The 19,841-nt window shown below is 58.5% G+C and carries 20 protein-coding genes; 8 read left to right on the forward strand and 12 right to left on the reverse strand.

What is annotated here, in order from left to right; all coding sequences use genetic code 11:
• Positions 1-773: 773 nt before the first annotated feature.
• The gene (locus tag ACZ500_RS26205; protein WP_464230379.1) at positions 774-938 is read right to left on the reverse strand and encodes a hypothetical protein; all 165 of its coding nucleotides are present in this window, start codon (positions 936-938) and stop codon (positions 774-776) included.
• Between the two features lie 161 nt (positions 939-1,099).
• Between ACZ500_RS26205 and ACZ500_RS26210 the strand changes: the two genes are divergently transcribed.
• From ACZ500_RS26210 to ACZ500_RS26245, 8 genes are all read left to right on the forward strand, one after another.
• Positions 1,100-1,750 carry a tetratricopeptide repeat protein gene (locus ACZ500_RS26210; protein ID WP_464230380.1) on the forward strand — a complete coding sequence of 217 codons (651 nt, stop codon included), beginning with the start codon at positions 1,100-1,102 and terminating at the stop codon, positions 1,748-1,750.
• A 180-nt stretch (positions 1,751-1,930) separates the two neighbouring features.
• A complete protein-coding gene (locus ACZ500_RS26215; protein ID WP_464230381.1) occupies positions 1,931-2,743 on the forward strand; it encodes a hypothetical protein in 813 nt (270 codons plus the stop codon).
• Between the two features lie 96 nt (positions 2,744-2,839).
• Positions 2,840-3,559 (forward strand): hypothetical protein, encoded by a 720-nt coding sequence (locus ACZ500_RS26220; protein ID WP_464230382.1) that lies wholly within the window; start codon positions 2,840-2,842, stop codon positions 3,557-3,559.
• Positions 3,534-4,904 (forward strand): hypothetical protein, encoded by a 1,371-nt coding sequence (locus ACZ500_RS26225; protein WP_464230383.1) that lies wholly within the window; start codon positions 3,534-3,536, stop codon positions 4,902-4,904. The genes ACZ500_RS26220 and ACZ500_RS26225 overlap by 26 nt, the downstream gene beginning before the upstream one ends.
• A gap of 28 nt (positions 4,905-4,932) precedes the next feature.
• Positions 4,933-6,084, forward strand: coding sequence for a FlgO family outer membrane protein (locus ACZ500_RS26230; protein ID WP_464230384.1), 1,152 nt, complete (start codon positions 4,933-4,935; stop codon positions 6,082-6,084).
• 29 nt (positions 6,085-6,113) lie between these two features.
• Positions 6,114-7,004 carry a transposase gene (locus ACZ500_RS26235; RefSeq protein WP_464230385.1) on the forward strand — a complete coding sequence of 297 codons (891 nt, stop codon included), beginning with the start codon at positions 6,114-6,116 and terminating at the stop codon, positions 7,002-7,004.
• A gap of 381 nt (positions 7,005-7,385) precedes the next feature.
• Entirely contained in the window at positions 7,386-7,535 is a 150-nt protein-coding gene (locus ACZ500_RS26240) for a hypothetical protein (protein WP_464230386.1), read from the forward strand.
• Between the two features lie 167 nt (positions 7,536-7,702).
• Complete coding sequence (locus tag ACZ500_RS26245) at positions 7,703-9,163, forward strand: hypothetical protein (RefSeq protein ID WP_464230387.1); 1,461 nt, start codon at positions 7,703-7,705, stop codon at positions 9,161-9,163.
• 112 nt (positions 9,164-9,275) lie between these two features.
• Here the strand turns inward: ACZ500_RS26245 and ACZ500_RS26250 are convergent, their stop codons facing one another.
• From ACZ500_RS26250 to ACZ500_RS26300, 11 genes are all read right to left on the reverse strand, one after another.
• The gene (locus ACZ500_RS26250) at positions 9,276-10,064 is read right to left on the reverse strand and encodes an HAD family hydrolase (protein ID WP_464230388.1); all 789 of its coding nucleotides are present in this window, start codon (positions 10,062-10,064) and stop codon (positions 9,276-9,278) included.
• A 192-nt stretch (positions 10,065-10,256) separates the two neighbouring features.
• Positions 10,257-10,634, reverse strand: a complete 378-nt coding sequence (locus tag ACZ500_RS26255) for a DUF5615 family PIN-like protein (protein WP_464230389.1) — start codon at positions 10,632-10,634, stop codon at positions 10,257-10,259.
• A gap of 2 nt (positions 10,635-10,636) precedes the next feature.
• Positions 10,637-10,834 carry a DUF433 domain-containing protein gene (locus ACZ500_RS26260; protein WP_464230390.1) on the reverse strand — a complete coding sequence of 66 codons (198 nt, stop codon included), beginning with the start codon at positions 10,832-10,834 and terminating at the stop codon, positions 10,637-10,639.
• A gap of 211 nt (positions 10,835-11,045) precedes the next feature.
• The gene (locus tag ACZ500_RS26265) at positions 11,046-13,088 is read right to left on the reverse strand and encodes an acetate--CoA ligase family protein (protein WP_464230391.1); all 2,043 of its coding nucleotides are present in this window, start codon (positions 13,086-13,088) and stop codon (positions 11,046-11,048) included.
• Between the two features lie 131 nt (positions 13,089-13,219).
• Positions 13,220-13,456, reverse strand: a complete 237-nt coding sequence (locus ACZ500_RS26270; protein WP_464230392.1) for a hypothetical protein — start codon at positions 13,454-13,456, stop codon at positions 13,220-13,222.
• A gap of 273 nt (positions 13,457-13,729) precedes the next feature.
• Positions 13,730-14,956, reverse strand: coding sequence for an ATP-binding protein (locus tag ACZ500_RS26275; RefSeq protein ID WP_464230393.1), 1,227 nt, complete (start codon positions 14,954-14,956; stop codon positions 13,730-13,732).
• Positions 14,957-15,312: 356 nt separating this feature from the next.
• The gene (locus tag ACZ500_RS26280; protein ID WP_464230394.1) at positions 15,313-15,765 is read right to left on the reverse strand and encodes a 4Fe-4S dicluster domain-containing protein; all 453 of its coding nucleotides are present in this window, start codon (positions 15,763-15,765) and stop codon (positions 15,313-15,315) included.
• 9 nt (positions 15,766-15,774) lie between these two features.
• The gene (locus tag ACZ500_RS26285; protein ID WP_464230395.1) at positions 15,775-16,212 is read right to left on the reverse strand and encodes an Lcl C-terminal domain-containing protein; all 438 of its coding nucleotides are present in this window, start codon (positions 16,210-16,212) and stop codon (positions 15,775-15,777) included.
• 19 nt (positions 16,213-16,231) lie between these two features.
• Positions 16,232-18,346: a molybdopterin-containing oxidoreductase family protein gene (locus ACZ500_RS26290; RefSeq protein ID WP_464230396.1), complete on the reverse strand. Its 2,115-nt coding sequence runs from the start codon at positions 18,344-18,346 to the stop codon at positions 16,232-16,234.
• 248 nt (positions 18,347-18,594) lie between these two features.
• Positions 18,595-18,744, reverse strand: a complete 150-nt coding sequence (locus tag ACZ500_RS26295) for a hypothetical protein (RefSeq protein WP_464230397.1) — start codon at positions 18,742-18,744, stop codon at positions 18,595-18,597.
• A 189-nt stretch (positions 18,745-18,933) separates the two neighbouring features.
• Complete coding sequence (locus tag ACZ500_RS26300) at positions 18,934-19,698, reverse strand: IclR family transcriptional regulator (RefSeq protein ID WP_464230398.1); 765 nt, start codon at positions 19,696-19,698, stop codon at positions 18,934-18,936.
• Positions 19,699-19,841 lie beyond the last annotated feature (143 nt).

Consider the following 19,841-nt stretch of genomic DNA (forward strand, 5'->3'; position numbering starts at 1 on the left):
GGGGGCAGGAGTCGGAGGTGCTGTCGGTTTGGAGGAGAATGGTGAAACTCGATAGGCTTCGAAGGACGTAGCGGCGACGAAGCTTGGAGACGATATCGGCTGAGCCGAGGATTTAAAAGCTTTTTCCCAAGAGGCACCGCCCCCTTTCCCTGCGCGAGGAGTGCAAGAGAAATTTCCCACACTCAAAAGACTCATCTATTTAATCATTCGGATGGGCAACCCTGTATTCTCTGTTTCCCACCATCACATCATCCAGAGCCATTAGTGGCACCCGATGAGCCGGAGGGCGCGAGGTCCGGTTCTCTGATCTTGCGGTGCTGAACAGATTTCTATGCGATTTTGGATACGGCAGCCGCCACGCGAGCTCGATGGTCTTGATGCGTACCACCTGGCCGATCGCCTTGAGGCGGATACTCGACTTGAAAAAGGGGGGCAGTCGAAGCCGGGCTAATAGGCACATGAAGGCTGTGAGAGGCGAAGAAAGAAGGATAGCATGATGCAAGACCCGGCACTCATAGATCTCTTCGGACGATAACTGCTCCATTAAAGAGGTAGGTATTTTCTATCTCCTGGAATGGATCAATGAGATATTTTCAAGTCAATAACATGGTTTGTAGGTATCACAATGCAAAACATGGCACTGCATGGTCTGGTAAGTGGATTTTTTTTGCTTGACATAGATCTTTCTTGATCCTATCGTCCAAAACCTGAACGATTCAAACACATATTCGCTGATCTATATGATCTTCACGCGCATATAGAAAGTATGTCAACTAGTGTCCATCCGGAAATGATTTCCCTATAGAACCCGGTTTCCATTCCGGAAATGAAGATTTTTGGCCAATATCAAGGAAATCAAGCGTTTGCGCGGAGGCGACCTGGTGGTCGCCGCACAAGCAAACGTGCAGATTGACGCCGAGATTGGCAAAAAAGACCATTTCCGGATGGAAACGAATTAGGTGTTTCCATCTTGAAAGGGTCCGTCTGCAAGCGGTTCGAACGGACCTTGGTGGGTAGTTTTTTGTGGTTTTTCGTTGGCTTATAGTTTGCGGCCGTTGTTTATGAACGAAAGGGATCATACGAGCAAGGAGGTCGTCAGATGAGGGCAAATGACAAAAAGAAGGTGGGTCTGTCTTTGGTTGTGGTTGTGGCCTTGTTGTTATTGTGTGCGTGTCAGAGCGCGCCCCCGCCGGCGCCTGCGCCTACGGCCGAGGATTATTTCAACCAGGGGATGCGGTATTTCAAGGCTGCAAACTATGATTACGCCATAAGGGAATTCGGAATGGCGACCGCCGAGAATCCCTCTTATATAGACGCCTACTTCTATCTGGGGCAGTGCTACGAGAAAAAACAGGCTTGGGACGATGCGATATCCGCCTACAAGGAATGCATCAAGCTCGACAGCCAATATCTGAAGGCGCGGGAAGCTTTGGGCGTGCTGTATTACGACCTCCAGAAATATTCACAGGCGCGGGAGCAGTTGGAGGCCGCGAAGAGCCTGGGGAGTATCCTGCCCAAGGTGTATTTCTGCTTGGGTGAGATCTTGAGAACGGACGGGGATTGCAAGGGAGCGATGGCGGAATACCAGCGTGCGCTGCAACTGGATTCAGCCTATGTGGCTGCGAAGGACGGTCTCAAACTTGCCACGGATGACTGCAACAGAAAATACAGGAAGCCCCAGGTGCCTCTTCCGAAAAAGGAAAAGACGTTTCAGGGCGGTGGAGCCGCGATCGATCCGAGCAAGTTTTAGGAGCGGTTTGCGGTCGCTCTGGGGCGTGGAACGACAGGGGGCTGATAACGGCAACGACTGAAGCATTCTTGGAGGAGAATTATGACAAGGAATGGGGCTAGAGGGATCTTCGTTTTTGCTTGCGTGACGATGTTTTCTGTTTTCTTGTGGACGTCCGCCTCGGCTGGAAACAGGCAGCTCATGAGCGAGAAGATGGCCAAAGAAGACCTGAAGCGGAATCTGATGGAGTCCGTGGTAGGGTATAAGGTCATGAGCAAGAGCCAGATGGGGCTTACCGAGGAAGCGAAATACCAGGTGAAGGAAAGGGCGGATGCCTTGGTGAAAGGGATTGTGGTCGAGAAGGTGATCTACGATCCTCAGAAGGATGTCGCTTTCGCATTCGGATCGGTCAAGCTCGGGGATGTCAAAACGATTGTGGGCGACATGAAACGTTATGACAATGTTGTGGTTCAAGGCATGGGCTTCGGGACGATGACCCCTGAATCGCGGCCCCCCCTCATGGCGCTGCGCGCTGCGCTTCTGAATGCCTATGACGAGATGGCGGAGACTCTGGTTGGGGAAAAGATCTCCAGTTACAGCGAGATGGAGAATTTTATCCTTACCAAGGATATCAACCACTCCGAGGTCTGTGCAGCCGTCTATGGGGCAAGCATCCCGAATCCCGGTATCGATGACAAGGACAGGGGCTGGGGGTGGGACGAAGGCGGGAATGCCTTTGTGAAGCTTCAGCTGGATCTGCGCAAGGTCAAGGACATCCTTGGGCAGCGGATCGTATACGAGGGGCCGAACATCATGGAGGTCGAAGGCAGGGGAGCCCAGACAGACGAGTTGGCTCGACCTGAGCAGGGCGAAAGCGGAGAGATGGTTGCCGCGCCGGCTACCCCACGGACCACACTCCAGGCGCTGCCTGTTCCGGTCGGCGGCCAGAAGGTCGGTGAACCCGTGGCGCCGCCTCCCCCCCCTGAAAAACTCGAAGGGGGAGCGAGCAGATAAACCCTTACCGGCAGGCGTTTGCGGCGGGATGCGCCTGCTGGATCCGAGAAGTCCCGGCGGAGCATGGTGTTCAGATTGGTAAGGGTGCAACAAGGTATGCTGAGATCACGGCTGCTTCTTCTTTCCCGATTGTGCGGCTGCATGATTTGCCTCTTGGTCGTTTCACTCCGCGTCGGCGGTGCGTCGGAGGAGATCCCCTGGACCGAGGCGTGCTCGACCGCCGCACAGGCGTCCAAGGTAGCCGTCTTGGTCGAGGCCGATTCCGGTAGCGATTTGGAGAGCCAGGTTCAGGGGTTGATCGAAGATATCCTTTATGAAATCGGCTTTGGGATCATTGACAGAAACGTTGTGCAGAGCGCCATCAGCGACGCGCAACGGCAGCTACTTTTTTCCGGTGACAAGGTGGCTGCGCTGCAGGCTGCCGATGCGTTGGATGCGGACCTGCTGATGATGGTGAAGGTCGGGGTGAATTCCAGGGCGGTCAGTCATCTCAAGACCAATCTCCGGAGTGTCTCTGTCGGGGTGTCGTGCCGGATGGTTGCGAGGGATTCCGGGGCCGTTCTTTCAGTCTTCAGACTGACGGACCGGACGGCCGGGTTGGATGAGGGATCAACGGTGATCCTGTACCTGGAAAAACGATCGGAGGAGATTGCCGGAAAAGTGAGAAAGGATTTCTGCGGCCGCATTCTGAAGGGTCTGGGAGGCCCCTCGCCTACGGTCGGCCTGCGCGGCGAAGGGGTTGACACGCCGCCCTCGACCCTCGTGCCGGGCGGAGGAGAAAAGGTCCGGGATGCATCGAGTCTGGAAGATCTTTAGCGTATTGAGTGCGGTTACCCTTCTTTTAGCCTGCCCTGCCCAAGCTGGTGCGGACCCCGTCCCCACGATCGTGGTTTCCGCCGAAGGCCTTGCGGATCCAAACTTCTATCGCGATCAGAGCATTGCCTACGATGAGGCGCTTCGTGACGCCAAGGGGCAGGCCGTGGAAAAGGCTGTCGGGTGTTTTGTCAGCAGCCGTACGGTTGTCGAAAACTATGCATTGGTCTCGGATCGTCTGATCTCCAAGAGCGACGGCTTGATCAAATCCGTTCTCAAAGTGGTGAACGGGGGCGTTCAGGCGGACGGATTTTACCATGTCTGGATCAAGGCGGAGATATTTGCGAAGCCGTTGAGCGAAAGTGTGAATCAGTTGTCCGGGGAGGAGCGCTCCTTTCTGATCAAGGAGAGGGGCAACCCGGTGGTCAGCGTCGGCATCCTGGTGGAGTCTCCGGAGAGCGGCGAACGGCAGGAATGCCATACGTGCAACACCGAGATCACCGGTGCGCTGATGCGCTTCGGATACCGGGTGATCTCGGAGAAGAAGGCGCTCGAAGAAAAGGACGCTCGCATCAAGATGATGGTCTCTCAGGGATATCCCGGCCAGCTGGCCTCGACATTCATCCGCAAGGCGAGCGATATCTCCGTTACGGGTATGGTGAACCTCAGAAAATCTCCCAAAATCAACATCGCTGGAATCGATGTGCAGACTACGCTCTTGACCGCCTGGTCCCTCGAGGCGGTCGACAACCACACCTCGCAGATTATCTTCGCCCAAAATTTTCAGCCCCCGCGGGGGGTCATGTACAACAACGAGGACGAGGCTGTCCTGAAGGTGGGAAAGCAGATAGGGGAGATCTTTTCAAAGGACCTTTTCAAGAGCCACATCATGCGGCCTTCGCATGAGATCCTCATGATCGTGAGCGGCTTTGAAGACCGAAGCCTTGCGAAGATGCTGAAAAAGGAGCTGATCGGGGTGCGGGCCGTGCTGAACGTGAATTTCAAGGAGTTTCTGGCGGGAGGCGAAACCGTCTTCGATGTGGAATTTGCGGGCAGCAGGGAGCATTTTTCAAACATTGTGGAGGATGCGGTTCTTGGGCCCTTGAACCGGAAGTTCGGCAAGGGGGCCTTTCATATCACCGAGGAACATGGAGATATCCTTCGGATAGCGTTCGATTCCTCGAGTCTGCGGCAACCGTTCGAGGAGGTTCTTGAAGAAGGGGCTCCCCTGCAGCTCGTGGCGGATGCTCCGCCCGAGCGTTTGCGTGAGGTCGTCAAGAGTGAGGAATTGAAGGAAAAGGTGGTGCAGGCCAACCCGGATGCCGGGAAGGCGTTGATGGATTTGTAAAGCATTTGCGGAAGGGAAAGAGGAAATTATGGCGTTTCAAAGCGGAGAGGCCGGAGGCTGCCGGGAGTGGCAGGCGCGCAAAGGCCGGCCTGTGGCGGCATCGCTTTTCATCGTGGTGTTCACGGCACTTCTATCGGTTGCTTGCGGCTGCGTTGCGAACAAGCTGATTGCCCGGCAGGGGGCCCATTCCTTTGAAGGACGGGTTACATCCTATCAGATCGAAAAACTGTTCAACACCGGGTATGTAGAGATCCGCTCCGCAGACGGAAGCGGGACGAAGCGGTTCGAATCGGACCCCCTCACGAAATTTCTCGGCGATGAACTGCCCCGTACAGGGGATTACGTGAAGGTCACCTACCTCGTCGATAACGAGGTCAATAAACTCTGCACCTTGCAGGTCGAACAGAATAAACCGGCTGCTGTCTACATCCCTCCTCCACAGGCTGCCGCCGCAGGAAAAACGGGCTCTTCGGAGCGTTTCTGCTCGGATATTCCCGACGAAGAGATCAAGGGGTTCGGGCGGGTGAAAAAGGTTGTAAATGTGCGGAGCGGCGCAAGTACCAGCTGCGCGAAGCTCTCGCAGGCCTCGCCCGGCGACAGACTGAGGCTGCTCGGAAAGAAGGATCGATGGTACTACCTCGAACTGCCCGATGGATCCAAGGGCTGGATGTATGGTCCGCTTGTCCAGGTGGAGGGGCAGGAAACGACGGTTACTGTGCCGGCAGCGGTTACTGTGGACCTGCCGGAGGTGAAAGGGGAGAAGATCTCGATTGCGGTGCTGGATTTTTCCAACACGACGCCCGAGGCTGCTGAAGTCAACCTCGGGAAAATGATTTGTGAAAAGATCACCACCGCTCTGGTGAATTCCGATGCCTTCAAGACCATCGAGCGCGAGCAATTGACCAAAGTGGTGAGCGAACTCGAACTCGGCCAGACGGGGATCATCGATACCTCGAAGGCCATCGAGATCGGAAAGATTTACAATGCGGATGCCATCATTGTGGGAAGCGCGGCCCTGATGAACAACGAAATCAGTCTGGACGCGCGGATTATAGAAGTGGAGAGCGGCGTGATCATCAGCGCCGAATCGAGGACCGGCAGCTACAGCCTTTCGGGTATCAGCGCCATGTCGCAGCAGATTGTGAACAGTCTCGCGCGTAAATTTTACCGGGAGTCCTGAGTCTTGCCCGCGGTCGGTTTCGAGGGGTGATGGGACGGGCCTCGAGAATAGAGTATCCTGGTGCTTGCTACTATATCTGCTCGAGAGCAGGAGGACGGCAGAGTATTTTTAAGGAAGATGGCGATTTCGAAACCTTCCTCCTGATCCTCAAAGACGTCGTGTTGATGTACCGGTGGAAGTGCTATGCTTGGTCTTTGATGGACGATCAATACCAGATAGTTGCCGAAACGCCCAAAGGGAACCTCTCACGGGGCATGCGCCAGCTGAACGGCGTGTATACCCAGCAATTCAACCGCCGACACGGGCGAAAAGGCCCTTTGTTTCATCGTCGCTACCAATCGATTCTGATCGAGAAGAAGAGGTATCTTCTCGAACTCTGCCGGTATGTTGTGTTGAGTCCGGTAAGGAGAGGGTTCGTGGAAAGGCCCGGGGAATACCCCTGGAGCAGTTTCATGGTGGAAGGCGGGGATGGTCCTGCGCCAAAGTTTTGTGATATGGACTGGGTCCTGCTCCATTTCGGGGGCGACGATCGGGAGGCAATGTGCCGCTATGCGCTTTACGTTCAGAGCGGCATCGGGGCCCGCTTTCCCTCCGAAGACCTGAAAGACCGCTGCATCCTGGGCTGCGAGCATTTCGTCAGCGCTGTGAGACGGATGTTGAGGAGTGGAGTCGGGCTGAAACGGGCCGTTAAGTTCAGCGGTTCGGGCAGGCGGCCGAGTCTTGAGGCACTCTTTACCCCGCAGGGTCCGGTAGACAAAGAGCGCCGGAACAAGGCCATTGCCCGGGCTCGCTGGGAATTCGGCTACAGCCTGAAAGAAATCGCGAAGCATGCATGCGTCCATCCTTCCACCATCAGCAGGATTGCCCGCGGGCGCTCCGGCGAGGAGTTGGAGACGCCTTTTACCTTTCCCCGTTCATGAATCTACAGGGCGGTCGATTCCTGTTTTATTACGGGCCGTAGAGACTCGAGTCGACCGCCCGGCAGCCCCATCCGAGCACTCATCGGTCAGGTCCGGTAAAAGCTTCCCATTCTAGATGACATCCGTAACTCCCGTTTCACAACCATCGATCGACACCGGTTCGCGCAGGCAACCCTGCCCCGTGATATTGCTGAAGGCTACTCAGCGCGTCGCTTAATACCCCTACAGAATCTTTCGTGCTTCCTTTTCTTCCCTCTTTTTACTATGAGTACGCTGAAGATGTAGATCAGGTTTCCGCATTCGAGAACGTATCTGGACGATGACCCCAATCCGTTTGACGAATGGCTACAGGATCAGATTTTTATTGGTTTCCACCCGGAAATGGTCTTTTTGGCCAATCTCGGTGTCAATCTGCACGTTTGCTTGTGCGGCGACCACCAGGTCGCCTCCACGCAAACGCTTGATTTCCTAAATATTGGCCAAACTGGGACCCGCCCCGCAGGCGTGGGACTGAGCACGCGCAGCGTGTGAAGAAAAATCCTCATTCCCGGATTGGAAACTGGGTTCTACCGGGAAATTATTTCCGGATGGAAATGAATTGAAGTATTTACAGGTGCGATGATGGCGCTCTTTCTTTGGAGGCCGGTCCGGGAAGGGACGGCCCTGAATTGGAAAGGGCCGATAATGGGAGGGAGCGCATGAGGAGAGGGCGGGTGGTGTGGTCATTGGCGGTGGCGGGTCTATTTTCGGCATTAGGGACAGACGCGTCGGCTATGTACAACGATTACAGTGTGAATCAGCCCAGCGCTTTCCGCGATTACCAGCAGGTCATGATCTGGGACAGCGAGGTCCATGCCGCGGTGGCGGGGTTGAAGGGCGTGTTGATGTTTTCGACCGGCAGCTGTTTTTCGGGAGGATTCATCGACGACCTGGTGCAACTGGACCGCGCCGTTGTGGTAACGGCCAATCTCTGGCATGGGTTCGGTCTTTCGATGTGCGATTTTCTGACAGGTGTTTCGGACGAGGGGGCCTTTCATGATGACTACCTCGATGCCTTCGACTGGGACGGGACAGGATCGCCGCCCACCTTTGAAAAGGCATTTGCTCTGGCAAAGGATACGGTCCGGGTGACCGAGGGGCAGGCATGGTCCTGGGGAGGCGTCGAGTTCCCGCAGTTCGCCTCCACGGGTGGAGCCGGCGGCGGCGACCTGCGCTACAAGGCGGGGGACCGGGCGATCCTTTTCAGCGGAATGCCAACCGACAATCCTTATTACCGCAGCAGTTGGTATTATACCATCGCCGCCGGCCGCAGCCTGCTCATGCAGGGTTACGGCTGGCCAGGGGAGGCCGTTACGACCCTCTTCTCGGATGGGAATGCCCCTCCGGGGGAGACGGCTCCCTGGCTGACAGGGGCGGGAACCAAGAGCAATCTGCTGAGCGCCCTCAGAGAAGCCGCGGACGATATGGACGCCGGCAATTCGGTCGTGGTTTTCGTCATCGCGCACGGCCGGAGCAGCGCCGTCATGGCGAGCAGACTCCTCCCGGACGGCTGGGGCATCGAATATCTCCTCATCCCCAACGGGCGTTGCATCGCCCTGGATCCAACCTACCCGGCCGCCACCTATGGATGCTCCCAGATCGAATTGACCGGTTTCAGGGATCTCGATCCCCGGCACTACTCGGTCCAACTGCCGGCTGCCCTCTCCGGTTGGGGATGGCGGATCGATCCGGAAAAGGGATCGCTTTTCCTCGAGGCGGACGACCCCGCGGACCAGAGCACGTGGCTGGTGCCTGGCACCGAATATCTCATCCGGCTCGAATACCATGGGGCCCTCGGTCGGATGGCGATCAGCCGCGGCGGCTGGATCCTCTGGCTTCCGGAAGGCGGTGGTGGCCCTCCATTCATGAGCGATTACGGTGAGCCGGGTGCGGGTTGGGGGATAGGCGAACACGTTCCCGGGGGCGATGCGCTGGGCTCACCGGACCCGTCGGGTTGGGGCGACGGATGGGATTCAGGAGGGGACGGCTGGATCCTTGTTCCGGCGCCTTTCGAAGAGTCCCTGAAGGTTCCGGCGTTGTCCTGGTGGGGTGTCTCAACCTTGGGGTTTTTGATGCTGCTCGTAGGCGTGCAATTCCTCCTCGGAAGACGGAGGACGTGATTCGGCCCCGGCCGGCTGCCGAAACGCCATGATGCCAGCAGGTTCGGGGATCATGGGCTGGTGAGGGGCCAACCCGCTTTTCATCCTTTTGGTTCGCAGACGATCGATGGCATCATTCCCGATCTGGCTGCGGGCAGGAGTCGGGGGTGCCGTCGGTTTGGAGGAGAACGAGGAGGTCTTTCCACTCGGAGATGCGGGGCACCTCGCGCTTGGGCTGGTAGTTTTTGATGGTGGCTATTCCCGGGGCGAAGGGGATGTTGCGGTCCCAGACGTAGGTGGTCCAGACCGGCTGGATGCCGACCTGGCAGGCGCCTTCGATATCGGGCTCGGGGTCGTCGCCGATGTAGATCAGGTCCTGGGCCTCCACCTCGAGCTCCTCCATCAGACGTTCGAAGACGAGCGGATGCGGTTTGCGGTAGCCCAGTTCTCCGGATATGAGGATGGTGTCGAAGTGCTCGGTAAGGCCGAGGGAATCGATGATCTTCCAGGCGGCTGGCCCGTGGGTGAAGTTGGAAAGAAGCCCCAGGCGGTAGCGGCGGCGGAGTTCGGAGAGCATCTCGGCTGTGCCGGGGATCAGTCGGGCCGATTCGTGAAAGGCAGAGAAATAGGCGTTGATGGCCTGCGCGATGCGGGAGTCGTCTGGATCGACCTCGAACCCCACGGCCTGGAGGGCGGCGCTGATCCAGAAGCGGTTGTGCGTTTCGCGCCCGGTCACACGGGTTTCGGCGATGAAGCGGATGGCCGCTTCGCGGTGGGCCTCGTTGAATCTCGCTTCGTCTATCGGGAACCCGTTCTCGGTGAGGCTCCCGGCCAGACGCCCGACAGCGACCTGGAGGGCGTTCGGCTCCACTGTGATCAGCGTGTTGAACAGGTCGAATCCTATGGCTTGAAGTGTCCGCATCGTTGAATCATAGCTGAACCGGCAGGCAAAGACAAGATTTTGGAAAGCCCTCCTTCCGCACTTGCATTGCTGCAGCGAACCAGCCCGGCAAATGGGCTTTGAGGTGTTGTCAAAGCACCGAGACGGAGATGGACTGAACGTCTTTCGCGAAAGGCCAAGCTTTTTCCTTGTGTAGATCAGAATGCTGTGAAACTAGTTTTTTGGCGGGATCGAGAGTAATAGAGGTCGCTGACGGATTCGGGTTCGTTCGACAATCGTAAAGCGCCCCTCAAGGTATAAATCTGGTATTTGCATCAGTTTAATGATGAAGTCGGCTGGCTCCAGCGGTGTCTCGGGAATAAAGCGCAGATAGATAATACCGGCAGTTATTGAATGGTTTCGACGGTAGATAAGTTCACCATAATCTCTATCGAAAGTCAGAATAACGCGCTGCTCGCGCGAAGCGCGTGTTAGAACTTCATGATCTTTCGCGCCGGGAGAATCTTCGATGACGGCGGCTACGTCATGCCCTGACTTGCGTAGAAATTTAATGCTTCCCAAGGGGAAATTTTCGTCAGTGAGAAAGCGCATTATCAGGAATTAAAGGGAATTGAAAATAATTTTTCATCACGCGTGCATTCTGCTGCAAACGAAAAAACAGCGCGCAAAGATTCGTGATTGAGGGTAGGGTAGTTATCCAGGATCTGCTGCTCTGTCCATCCTTGAGCAAAAAGATTCAGGATAAAATCGACCGAAAGTCTGGTGCCGCGAACGATTGGTTTGCCAACCATTACATTTGGATCGGAATGTATATGGCAGTGCCAGTCCATATTTCTTCCCTTTCTGTGATTCGTGGGAAAAAGCGTTCAAATGTACTTTAACAATTATATGGGCAAGATGGAAGCGCGTAATAGCGGGTTCCCTTCATTTTCCTCGCATCGGTGAACATGGACTTATTTTCTTGAAAAAGCCTCCCTTTTCCTTCGATCACCGGTCTGGGGATCACCTTTCCACGACCAACGCGGCGTCCAGGACCAGCAGCCCGTGCTCCATGACCCGGACCGGATTGAGGTCGAGTTCCTTGATCTCGGGGTGCTGAACGAGGAACTGCGAGATCTTGGCTGCGGCATCGGCCACGGCCTGCTGGTCGTACCGGGGGCCGCCGCGCCAGCGGTCGAGGAGGGCGCGGCCCTTTAGGTCGCCGAGCATGTCGAGGGCCTCCGCCGCTGCGATGGGGGCCAGGCGCATGGCGGCATCGCCCAGGGCCTCCGCCGCCGTCCCGCCGAGGCCCAGGAGGACCGTGGGGCCGAAGCTCGCGTCGCGGGTGCCGCCGATGATGAGTTCGAGGCCCTCCGGGGCCATTTCCTCGATCAGGTACCGCTTTTCACCCGCGGCCTCGATGCGGTCGATCCGGTCGAGGGCTGCGCGGAGCTGGTCGTCGGTGCGGATGTCGAGATGCACGCCCCCCACCTCGGTCTTGTGGAGGATGGATGGGGAGAGGACCTTGACGACGCAGGGTTTCTGGAGGCGGGCAAAGGCGATCCGGGCCTCGTCTCGGGTCTTGCAGACCGCGCGGTGCGGGGTCGGTATGCCGATCCGGTCCAGCGCGGCCTTGATCTCGGCCTCGTCCGGGGCGTCGCCGAAGGGGGTCACCGATGGAATGGCCGGGGCGGCACTGAGGGTTCGCCTGCGATGGGCGCGCCTGGCATCCTCGACGAGCGCCCGGACGGCCCGCGCGGTGCGGTCCGGGGAGACGAAGGCGGGTATGGCGAGGGCCTTCAGGTCATGGAGCGCCGGGGCCAGGTCCTCCGGGAAGCCCGCCGTGCCGAAGATCACCGGCTGGGGGAGGGCGTCCTTCGTCGCCTTGAAGAGGGCCACCGGGTCGATGACGGCGGGCTCGTGGATCGCGAAGACGACGAGGACGTCGACGGAGGGGTCGTCCGACATGGCCTTCAGCACGCCCTTGAAGGTGGGGCTTGGCCGCCCGGTGTCGACCGGGTTCTGGATGAAGGTCATTGGGGGGATCAGGCCCGCGATCTTTTGCACGGTCTCGGGCGCCAGCCGGGGGAGGTTCACGGAATGGCTCCGGAGTTCGTCGGCGATGATCATGGCCGGCCCGGCCTGCCCGCTCAGGAGTCCCACGCCGGGGTCGGCCTTGGGGGCCAGCCGCACATTGGAAAGCAGGTTGGCGGCGTCGATCAGGTCGTTGCTCGAATCCGTCAGCACGGCGCCGGCCTGACGGAGCGCCGTGCACTTGAGGGCGTAGGAGCCGATCAGGTTGCCCGTGTGGGAGGCGGCGAACTCACCGATGTCCGCACGGCCGACGGCAAAGGCCACGACGGGTTTTTTCGCGGTGGCGCGGGAGACGGCCTCGAAGAGCCGCCGGCCGTTGCTCACCCCTTCGAGCGCCATGGCGATGACGTGGGTGTCGGGGTCGTCGGCGAGGTAGTCGACCACATCGGCGGCCGAGACGTCGGGGCCATTACCGATCCCGGTCGCAACGCTGATGCCGAGCCCCTGGGCGTGGACGACGGAGCACAGGATGAGGTTCATGGCCCCGCTCTGGGAGACGACCCCTACGTCCCCGGGCCTCATCCCGCTGATCCACGGGGTGAAATTGGCCGGGACGCCAGCGCGCGGGTTGGCGAAACCGGCTACGTTGGGGCCGAGCAGCCGGATGCCGTAGGTCCGGCAGACTGAAAGAAGCTCTTCCTGCGCCGCCTTGCCGGGTGCGCCCGATTCCGCGAACCCGCCGCTGATGATCATCGCCGCGCCTGCACCCGCCTCCCCGGCCTCCCGCAGGGCCGCGGCGCTCCCCTTGGCGGGGATGGTCAGGATCACCAGGTCGACCGGCTCCCCGATCGACTTGAAATCGGGATAGACGCGAAACCCCTGGGTTTCCTCGATCTTGGGATTGATGGGGTAGAGCGCCCCGGGGAAGTTCCTGAGGGCGTAAACCATCTGGTAGCCGGCCTTGTAGGGGTCGTTCGACGCCCCGACAACGGCGATGGAGCGCGGGCGGAACAGTCTTTCGAGCGATGCCATGGGGGATTCCTCTTATGTCTGGGTGGGATCGGGGAGCGTCCGGTTATGGACGCCATGTTTCGCAATGTGAAACCAAAGTCCATTTTCTGGCAAATTAGAATGTATCTCAGCGGGGGCGGGGGGTCAATCAATTATTTGGTTCCCATCCGGAAAGGGTCTTTTTGGCCAATATCGGCGTCAATCTGCACGTTTGCTTGTGCTGCGACCTGCAGGTCGCCTGAGCGCAAGCGCTTGATTCCCTTGATATTGGTCAAACCGGGACCCGCCGCGAAGCGGTGGGACTGAGCACCCGAAGGGTGTGAAGAAACCGGGACCCGCCGCGAAGCGGTGGGACTGAGCACCCGAAGGGTGTGAAGAAATATTCTCATTTCCGGATTGAAAACCGGGTTCTATGAACGCCGGTCAAAAGATGGACAAATATAGCCGGTGGAAAAACGGCCGAAATGGGCGGCTCGAGGCATCCACTGCCGTGGAAAAGGACAATCCGCGTGATGTTCAGAGGGCGGGTGTGCACGTCCTGTCTTATTTTTTCAACCATTTGACTTTTCTACAGATTCTCATTGAATAAATTTAATCAGCGGGCACTGAATAAAAATGATCATCACCATACCCTCTAGACAGAGTGCCCGGATAATTGGACATCACAGGACCGAGACGGGGATGGCGTGCAAGTCTTTCCCGAACGGCACAATCTCCTTCCCTGTGTAGATCAGGAGGCCGCGGATAAATTTGGGTCCGAGGAGTTCGCGCAGCATCTTGAGCCCCGAAAAATCCTTTGGCGAGGGGGTTGCAGAAAGTTTGATCTCTACACCTACAACCTCTCCCCTGCCGTTTTCGATGACGACATCCACTTCTTGCCCGGCGTGGGAGCGGAAATGGTAGAGCCGCAGGGCCTCCCCGGCCCAGGATGTCTGTTTGAGCAGTTCCAGGACAACAAAGTTTTCGAAGATCCTGCCAACTGCCTCGCTTCCCCGCCGGAGCCCGTCTTCGTCCATACCGAGTAAATGGCACAAAAGACCGCTGTCTACCATGAAAATCTTGGGGGTCTTGACGAGACGTTTTCCGAGGTTGGGGGACCACGCAGGGAGGAAGTGAACTAAAAAGGTCATCTCGAGCAAAGCCAGGTAGCGGGATAGGGTGGCGTTCGGAATTCCGCAGCTTCGTGATACCTCGGACTGATTGTGCAAGGAGGCCGTTCGTCCGGCAAGGAACCGGATGAGCTTCGGGACGACCGCGAGGTCCTGAATCTGGGACAGATCCCGGATGTCTCGATCCAGGATCGTGGTGATGTAGGATTCGAACCAGGCCCTTCGACGATGGGGAGCGGCCCTCTGCACAGGCTCGGGGAAACCGCCGCGAACCAGAATAGCCGCCAGATCGAAATGGGGATCCGGGATGAGAGAGGTAAAAAGGTCTCCCTGAAAAGAGGCCGTTATGCTGCTGGATGGACCACGACTCTTCAGTTCTCCTGTGGACAGCGGCCAAAGGGTCAGGACCTCCATCCTGCCGACCAGTGAGTCGGCCGCCTGCGGCAGGGTCAAGACGTCGGCGGAACCGGTCAGCAGATAGCGGCCGGGAACGCGTTCGCGGTCCACGTCTTCCTTTATGGCCCGAAAGAGATCAGGAACTCTTTGGGCCTCGTCGATGACGACGGGTTTGTCCAGACCGGCGATGAATCCGACCGGATCGCTGCTTGCGGCGGAGAAGACCCCGGCGTTGTCGAGCGTTACGTAGCGCGCAGGGCGGGGGCCTTCGGCAAGGCGTTTGACGAGGGTGCTCTTTCCAGCTTGACGCGCTCCGCGCAGGAAAACGACAGGCGTATCGGAGAGGGCTTCCAGGATTTTTGTGGTGATGTTTCGCGTAAACATGGTGGATATTTTACCACACGATGGTAAAATATCCACCATAAAGATGCGAGGAGATTCCTCGTATGTTTACCTTCAGATATTTTTCTGGCATCCGAAGGCCTTGGGGATCCTTATGGAGATTGTGGGGTCCGCAGCTAATGTTTGAGAGGGCATTCAGCGGAAAGCCCCTGAATCTCCCGGGCCTCATGGTCGATGCGGTAAAGGGCCCCTGGAAAGATCCTGCCGGCTTGGAGCATCGGGCAGCCTGCCGTTCGATGTTCGTTCGACGTCCGGCAAAAGCGATGGGACGCGAGGGCGGAACCACCTTTCGCTCGATGCCATGGCGATTTCCTCTTTTACAGGGGCCGCCCGGGCGGTTAAGGCATCACTGCGGCGCGCTCCGAGAGGCGTTTGGCCGTGTTTCCCCAGATGATGCAGCCCGTGGGGCAAACCGAACTGCAGGCGGGCGCCTCGTTGCGTGAAAGTTTCTCGATGCACAGGTCGCACTTGACGGCTGTTTCATGTTCGACGTCGAACTGCATGGCGCCGAATGGGCAGGCCTGCAGACACTCCCGGCAGCCGATGCAGGCCTCTTTGTCGATCTGTACGATGCCCTGGGCGTTGCGGGAGATGGCCTCCACAGGGCAGGCCTCGACGCACGGGGCCTTGGTGCAGTGATGACAATAGATCGGAGTGAAAACGGGGGCGTTTTCGACCACCCGCACGAGCCGCGGCCCTACACCGAGGCCGTGCTCCTGTTTGCAGGCGATTTCACAGGCATGGCAGCCTATGCAGTCCTTTTTCACAAACATCAACGAGACCTTGTTCATCTTTGCCTCCTATTTCGTTGCCCTTTGGAAAGGGTTTTCTGCGTCATCATTGGGCCCGGCCGCCGCCTGCCGCCGGACGCACCGGATATGGTAGGCGTTCTCCTTTGAGTAGCTCAGCACGTAGGCGCCGTCGAACATCACGATCCAGGCGTTCTTTGTGTCTGCCCCGAAGGTGGTCGCGGACCAGTAGGACCGATCGTCCCGAAAGGGGACTTCCTCCCGCATGACCGGCCGATACCGCGTCCGGTCGAGCAGCGTCTCGAACTCCCTGGCCGTAGGCAGGCGCCAGTCGTTCTTTCCATCGAGGATAAGCGTTTCAGCGTAGCGCTGCGCTGAGGCCCAGTCCATCTCGCCGGGCGAGCGGCACTGCCATTCGAGGCCCGTCAGCGGATCCCGCCACACGGGCGCGCCCTCTTCGGTTTTGGTGTGAAGGTGTTCCGGTTCCATTCGGGCCCTCGACCTGCCGTCATCCATTCCACTGGGGGATGCGTGCTTCCCCCTCCTTGACCGGATAGACGTTGCACAGACAGTTTCTGAGGTTCGTGGACCCGATTGCGGGGTCCATGCTCGCGTGGGAGTTGTCCGTGAGGAGGTTGATGTTCGAGATCTCCCAGCCGTGCCCAACCTCTTTGATCTCGGGAAACCACCAGCCGTGCTCGGCCACGATCACCTGCGGGTGGATCCCGTCGTTGATCTTGGTCCGCTCCATGACCCGGCCCCTGGGGGATTCGATCCAGACCCAGTCGCCGGCTTCGACGCCGATCTTCTTGGCTGTCTCCGGGTGGATCTCCACGATCGGATCCGGGCGGACCTCCCGCAGCCAGGGCATCTGGCGGTTGGCGGAGTGGAAGAAGGTGGGGGTGCGGAGCCCCGCATTCAGGATGAAGGGGAATTTGTCCAGCAGTTCGGGCGTGGAGACCGGGCTCTCGGGGAGTTCGGTGTATTTGGGAATGGGATCGAATCCCCATTTATCCAGGGTGTCGGAGTAGAGTTCCACCTTCCCGGTCTTGGTGGAAAAGCCGCGCTCTTTGTATTTGTAGTAGACCATCTCCCCTTGCAGGTAGCCCTTTTCCTTGAACTGCTCCCAGTTTAGACCCGAGGGTTCGAGGAGGTAGTCCAGGGCGTTTTCGACGGTGTCCCACCACTCCTGTCCCATGCGTTTGCCAAGTTCCATGAAGATCTTGTGGTCCTGCCAGGCCTCGCCGATCTCCACGCATTTCTGGCGCGCGAGTACGAAGCCGTGCCGTTTCCAGTTGTCGGCGACGTGGTTCTGCTCGATCCAGGTTGCAGCGGGCAGGAAGATGTCGGCCAGATCGGCGGTCGGCGTCATGAAGAAGTCGATCACGGCGAGGAACTCCAGTTGCTTGAGCGCTTCGTAGGCCTCCCTTGCGTTGGCCCGCGTAATGACCGGATTGGTCCCGCACAGAAGCCCAGCCTTGAGCTGATAGGGTTTTCCCGTGAGGATGGATTCCCAGGCCACCTTCGGGGTGATGAAGGCCACGCGGGCGCCGAGCTTGTACTGGTCGCCCCCGAGGCGTTTGGCGCGCTGCTCGGGGGAGAGGTCCTTGTGGCGCGAGAATTCGGCGACGGTGCGGGTCGGCGGATTGACGAAGAGGACGTTCCCTCCCGGGGCGTCCAGGTTGCCGGTCGCCGCCATCAGGCCCGTCAGGATGCGGGTGCAGTCGGCGCAGTTGTTGGTCTGCTCGGTGGGAACCCCCCAGTGGATACAGGCCGGCTTGGTTTTGGCATACATCCGGGCCGCCTTGCGGATGAGTTCCTTGTCCACCCAGGTGATGTCCTGCACCTTGTCGAGGGGATAGTCCTTGACCCGGTCCTTGAAGGCATCCCAGCCGTGGATGTAGTGCTCGACGAAATCCTTGTCGTAGAGCTCCTCCTCGATGATGACGCTGTGGAACCCCATGCCGAGCGCCGCATCCGTCCCCGGCCGAAGCTGGAGCCACAAGTCGGCCTTGTTGGCGACGAACCCCTTGCGCGGGTCGATGCAGATCAGTTTGGCGCCGTTTCTGAGGGCCTTCCAGAAGGTCGTTCCCTTGTACTCGTCGGGGTTCGTCCACTGCGGGTTGCAGGCCCACATCACGATGCACTTGGGCCCCCCGGCGTAGTCGCAGATGGGGAGGTTTCCCACCGTGATCAGGGTGGAGGCGACCCGGGAGACATAGCACATGTGCCCGGCGGTGAGGACATTCGGCGTCCCCAGCTGGTTGGCGAAGCGGTAGAGGTGGCTCTCGTAATCGCGCCCGGTCCCCTGGCCGACGACGATATGCTCCGGCCCGAACTGGTCGATCACCGCCTGGAACTTGTCCTTGATGGTGTCCAGGGCCTCGTCCCAGGAGATGCGCTGCCAACCGTTCGCGGTCTTCTTCATCGGATGAAGGATCCTATCCGGGTGATAGGCGAGCTGCGTCACCGCCAACCCCTTGCTGCACATGGTGCCGTGGCTGATGGGGGAATCGGGGTCCCCCTCCACCTTGATGACCTTGCCGTCCTTGACGTGGGCGATGACCCCGCAGCCCCCATGGCACTGCCGGCAAGCCGTGCGGATCTTTGTGACCTCTCCCATGGTAAACCTCCTCGATGCTAAAGTTGGTTGTCTCCTTCGCCGATATCCGGGCTCCCGAACCGCAGGGCCTGGGTGAAACCCGGGATGCGCCGCCCGTTCCTCTAAACGAGTATCCATCCGGAAATGATTTCCCGGTAGAACCCAGTTTCCAATCCGGAAATGAGGATTTTTCTTCACACCCTTCGGGTGCTCAGTCCCACCGCTTCGCGGCGGGTTCCGGTTTGGCCAATATCAAGGAAATCAAGCGTTTACGCGGAGGCGACCTGCAGGTCGCCGCACAAGCAAACGTGCAGATCGATGCCGAGATTGGCCAAAAAGACCATTTCCGGATGGAAACTAACGAACGGGATGCCCTTCCCCAAAGGCAGCGGTTCGGGGCCAGGGTTTTCGCGTGTCATTTCAGACGCCGCTTGCTGCATGGTGCAGCGATCCTTCACGCTGCAGGGCCTCGCCTTGACTGCCTTGTCCCTGGCAGACGTTGCCGGACTCCCGGGGTTCGGGGGATCGACCCCGGTATGGGCTTCACCCCGATGGTCGGACTGCGTCGGAATCCCCAGGATGAGATAACCCCTTTATTCCATGGAAAGTTATTCCATGGAAAGCCGCAGACTGATCCGGTTTGCCGCCTCCTTGAGCAGGCTCGCATAAGCCTCCAGGCGATTGTCAGGGATCTGCCGCTTCAGACCGATGGCCCAGATGGCCGCTTGTACCGACCGCCGGAAGGTCTCGATGGGAACGGCTATGGCCACGATCCCTTCGATGTATTCTTCCATGTCGTATGCGGCACCGGTTTCACGAACCTTCAGCACGGTTTGTTTGAATGCCTCCTTGTCCATACAGGTGCTCGGAGTGAACCGCTTCAGATCGTGTTCTGCCAGGAAGGCGTCGATGTCGTCATCGTCGAGCTGGGAGAGAAGCGCCTTTCCTCCGGCCCCGGCGGAAAGCGGCAGCCGCATGCCGACTTCTGAGGCGACGCGCAGGTCGGAGGTGCTATCCACCTTGTCGACGATGACGGCGCGGTCGCCGGAACGGATCCCCAGGAAGAGCGATAGGTCGGTTTTCTGTTGGATCTCCTGCAGAAAGGGGTGCACGGTCTGAATCAGCTCCGAACTCTTGCCCGCCGCGCGGCCGAGCAGGTAGAGTTCCGTGCCGAACCGGAATTTTCCGTCCGGCGTGTTTTCAAGGATCTGGAGGGCGCAGAGCGTGTAGGCGATGCTCGAAACCGTGCTCTTGTTGTATCCGAGCGCTCTCGATATCTCGCTGATGCCCATTGGCCCCTCGGATTTGGAGAGGAGGTGCAGGATCTTGAAGGCCTTTTCGAGGGCCGGCACCTTCTTGAAGCTCTTTGTCATATTTTGATGCTCCTGAGAATCGTTCTATATAGCGAACACTTGTATGCTATGGTAGACGATTAGAGGTGGGCTGTCAAGCGAAAAACGAAAAGTTTTCTAAGCAATTCAATATGTTATATCATATTTGATATAAGTCGGAAGTG

It is taken from the genome of Desulfatiglans parachlorophenolica (genome assembly GCF_055394735.1).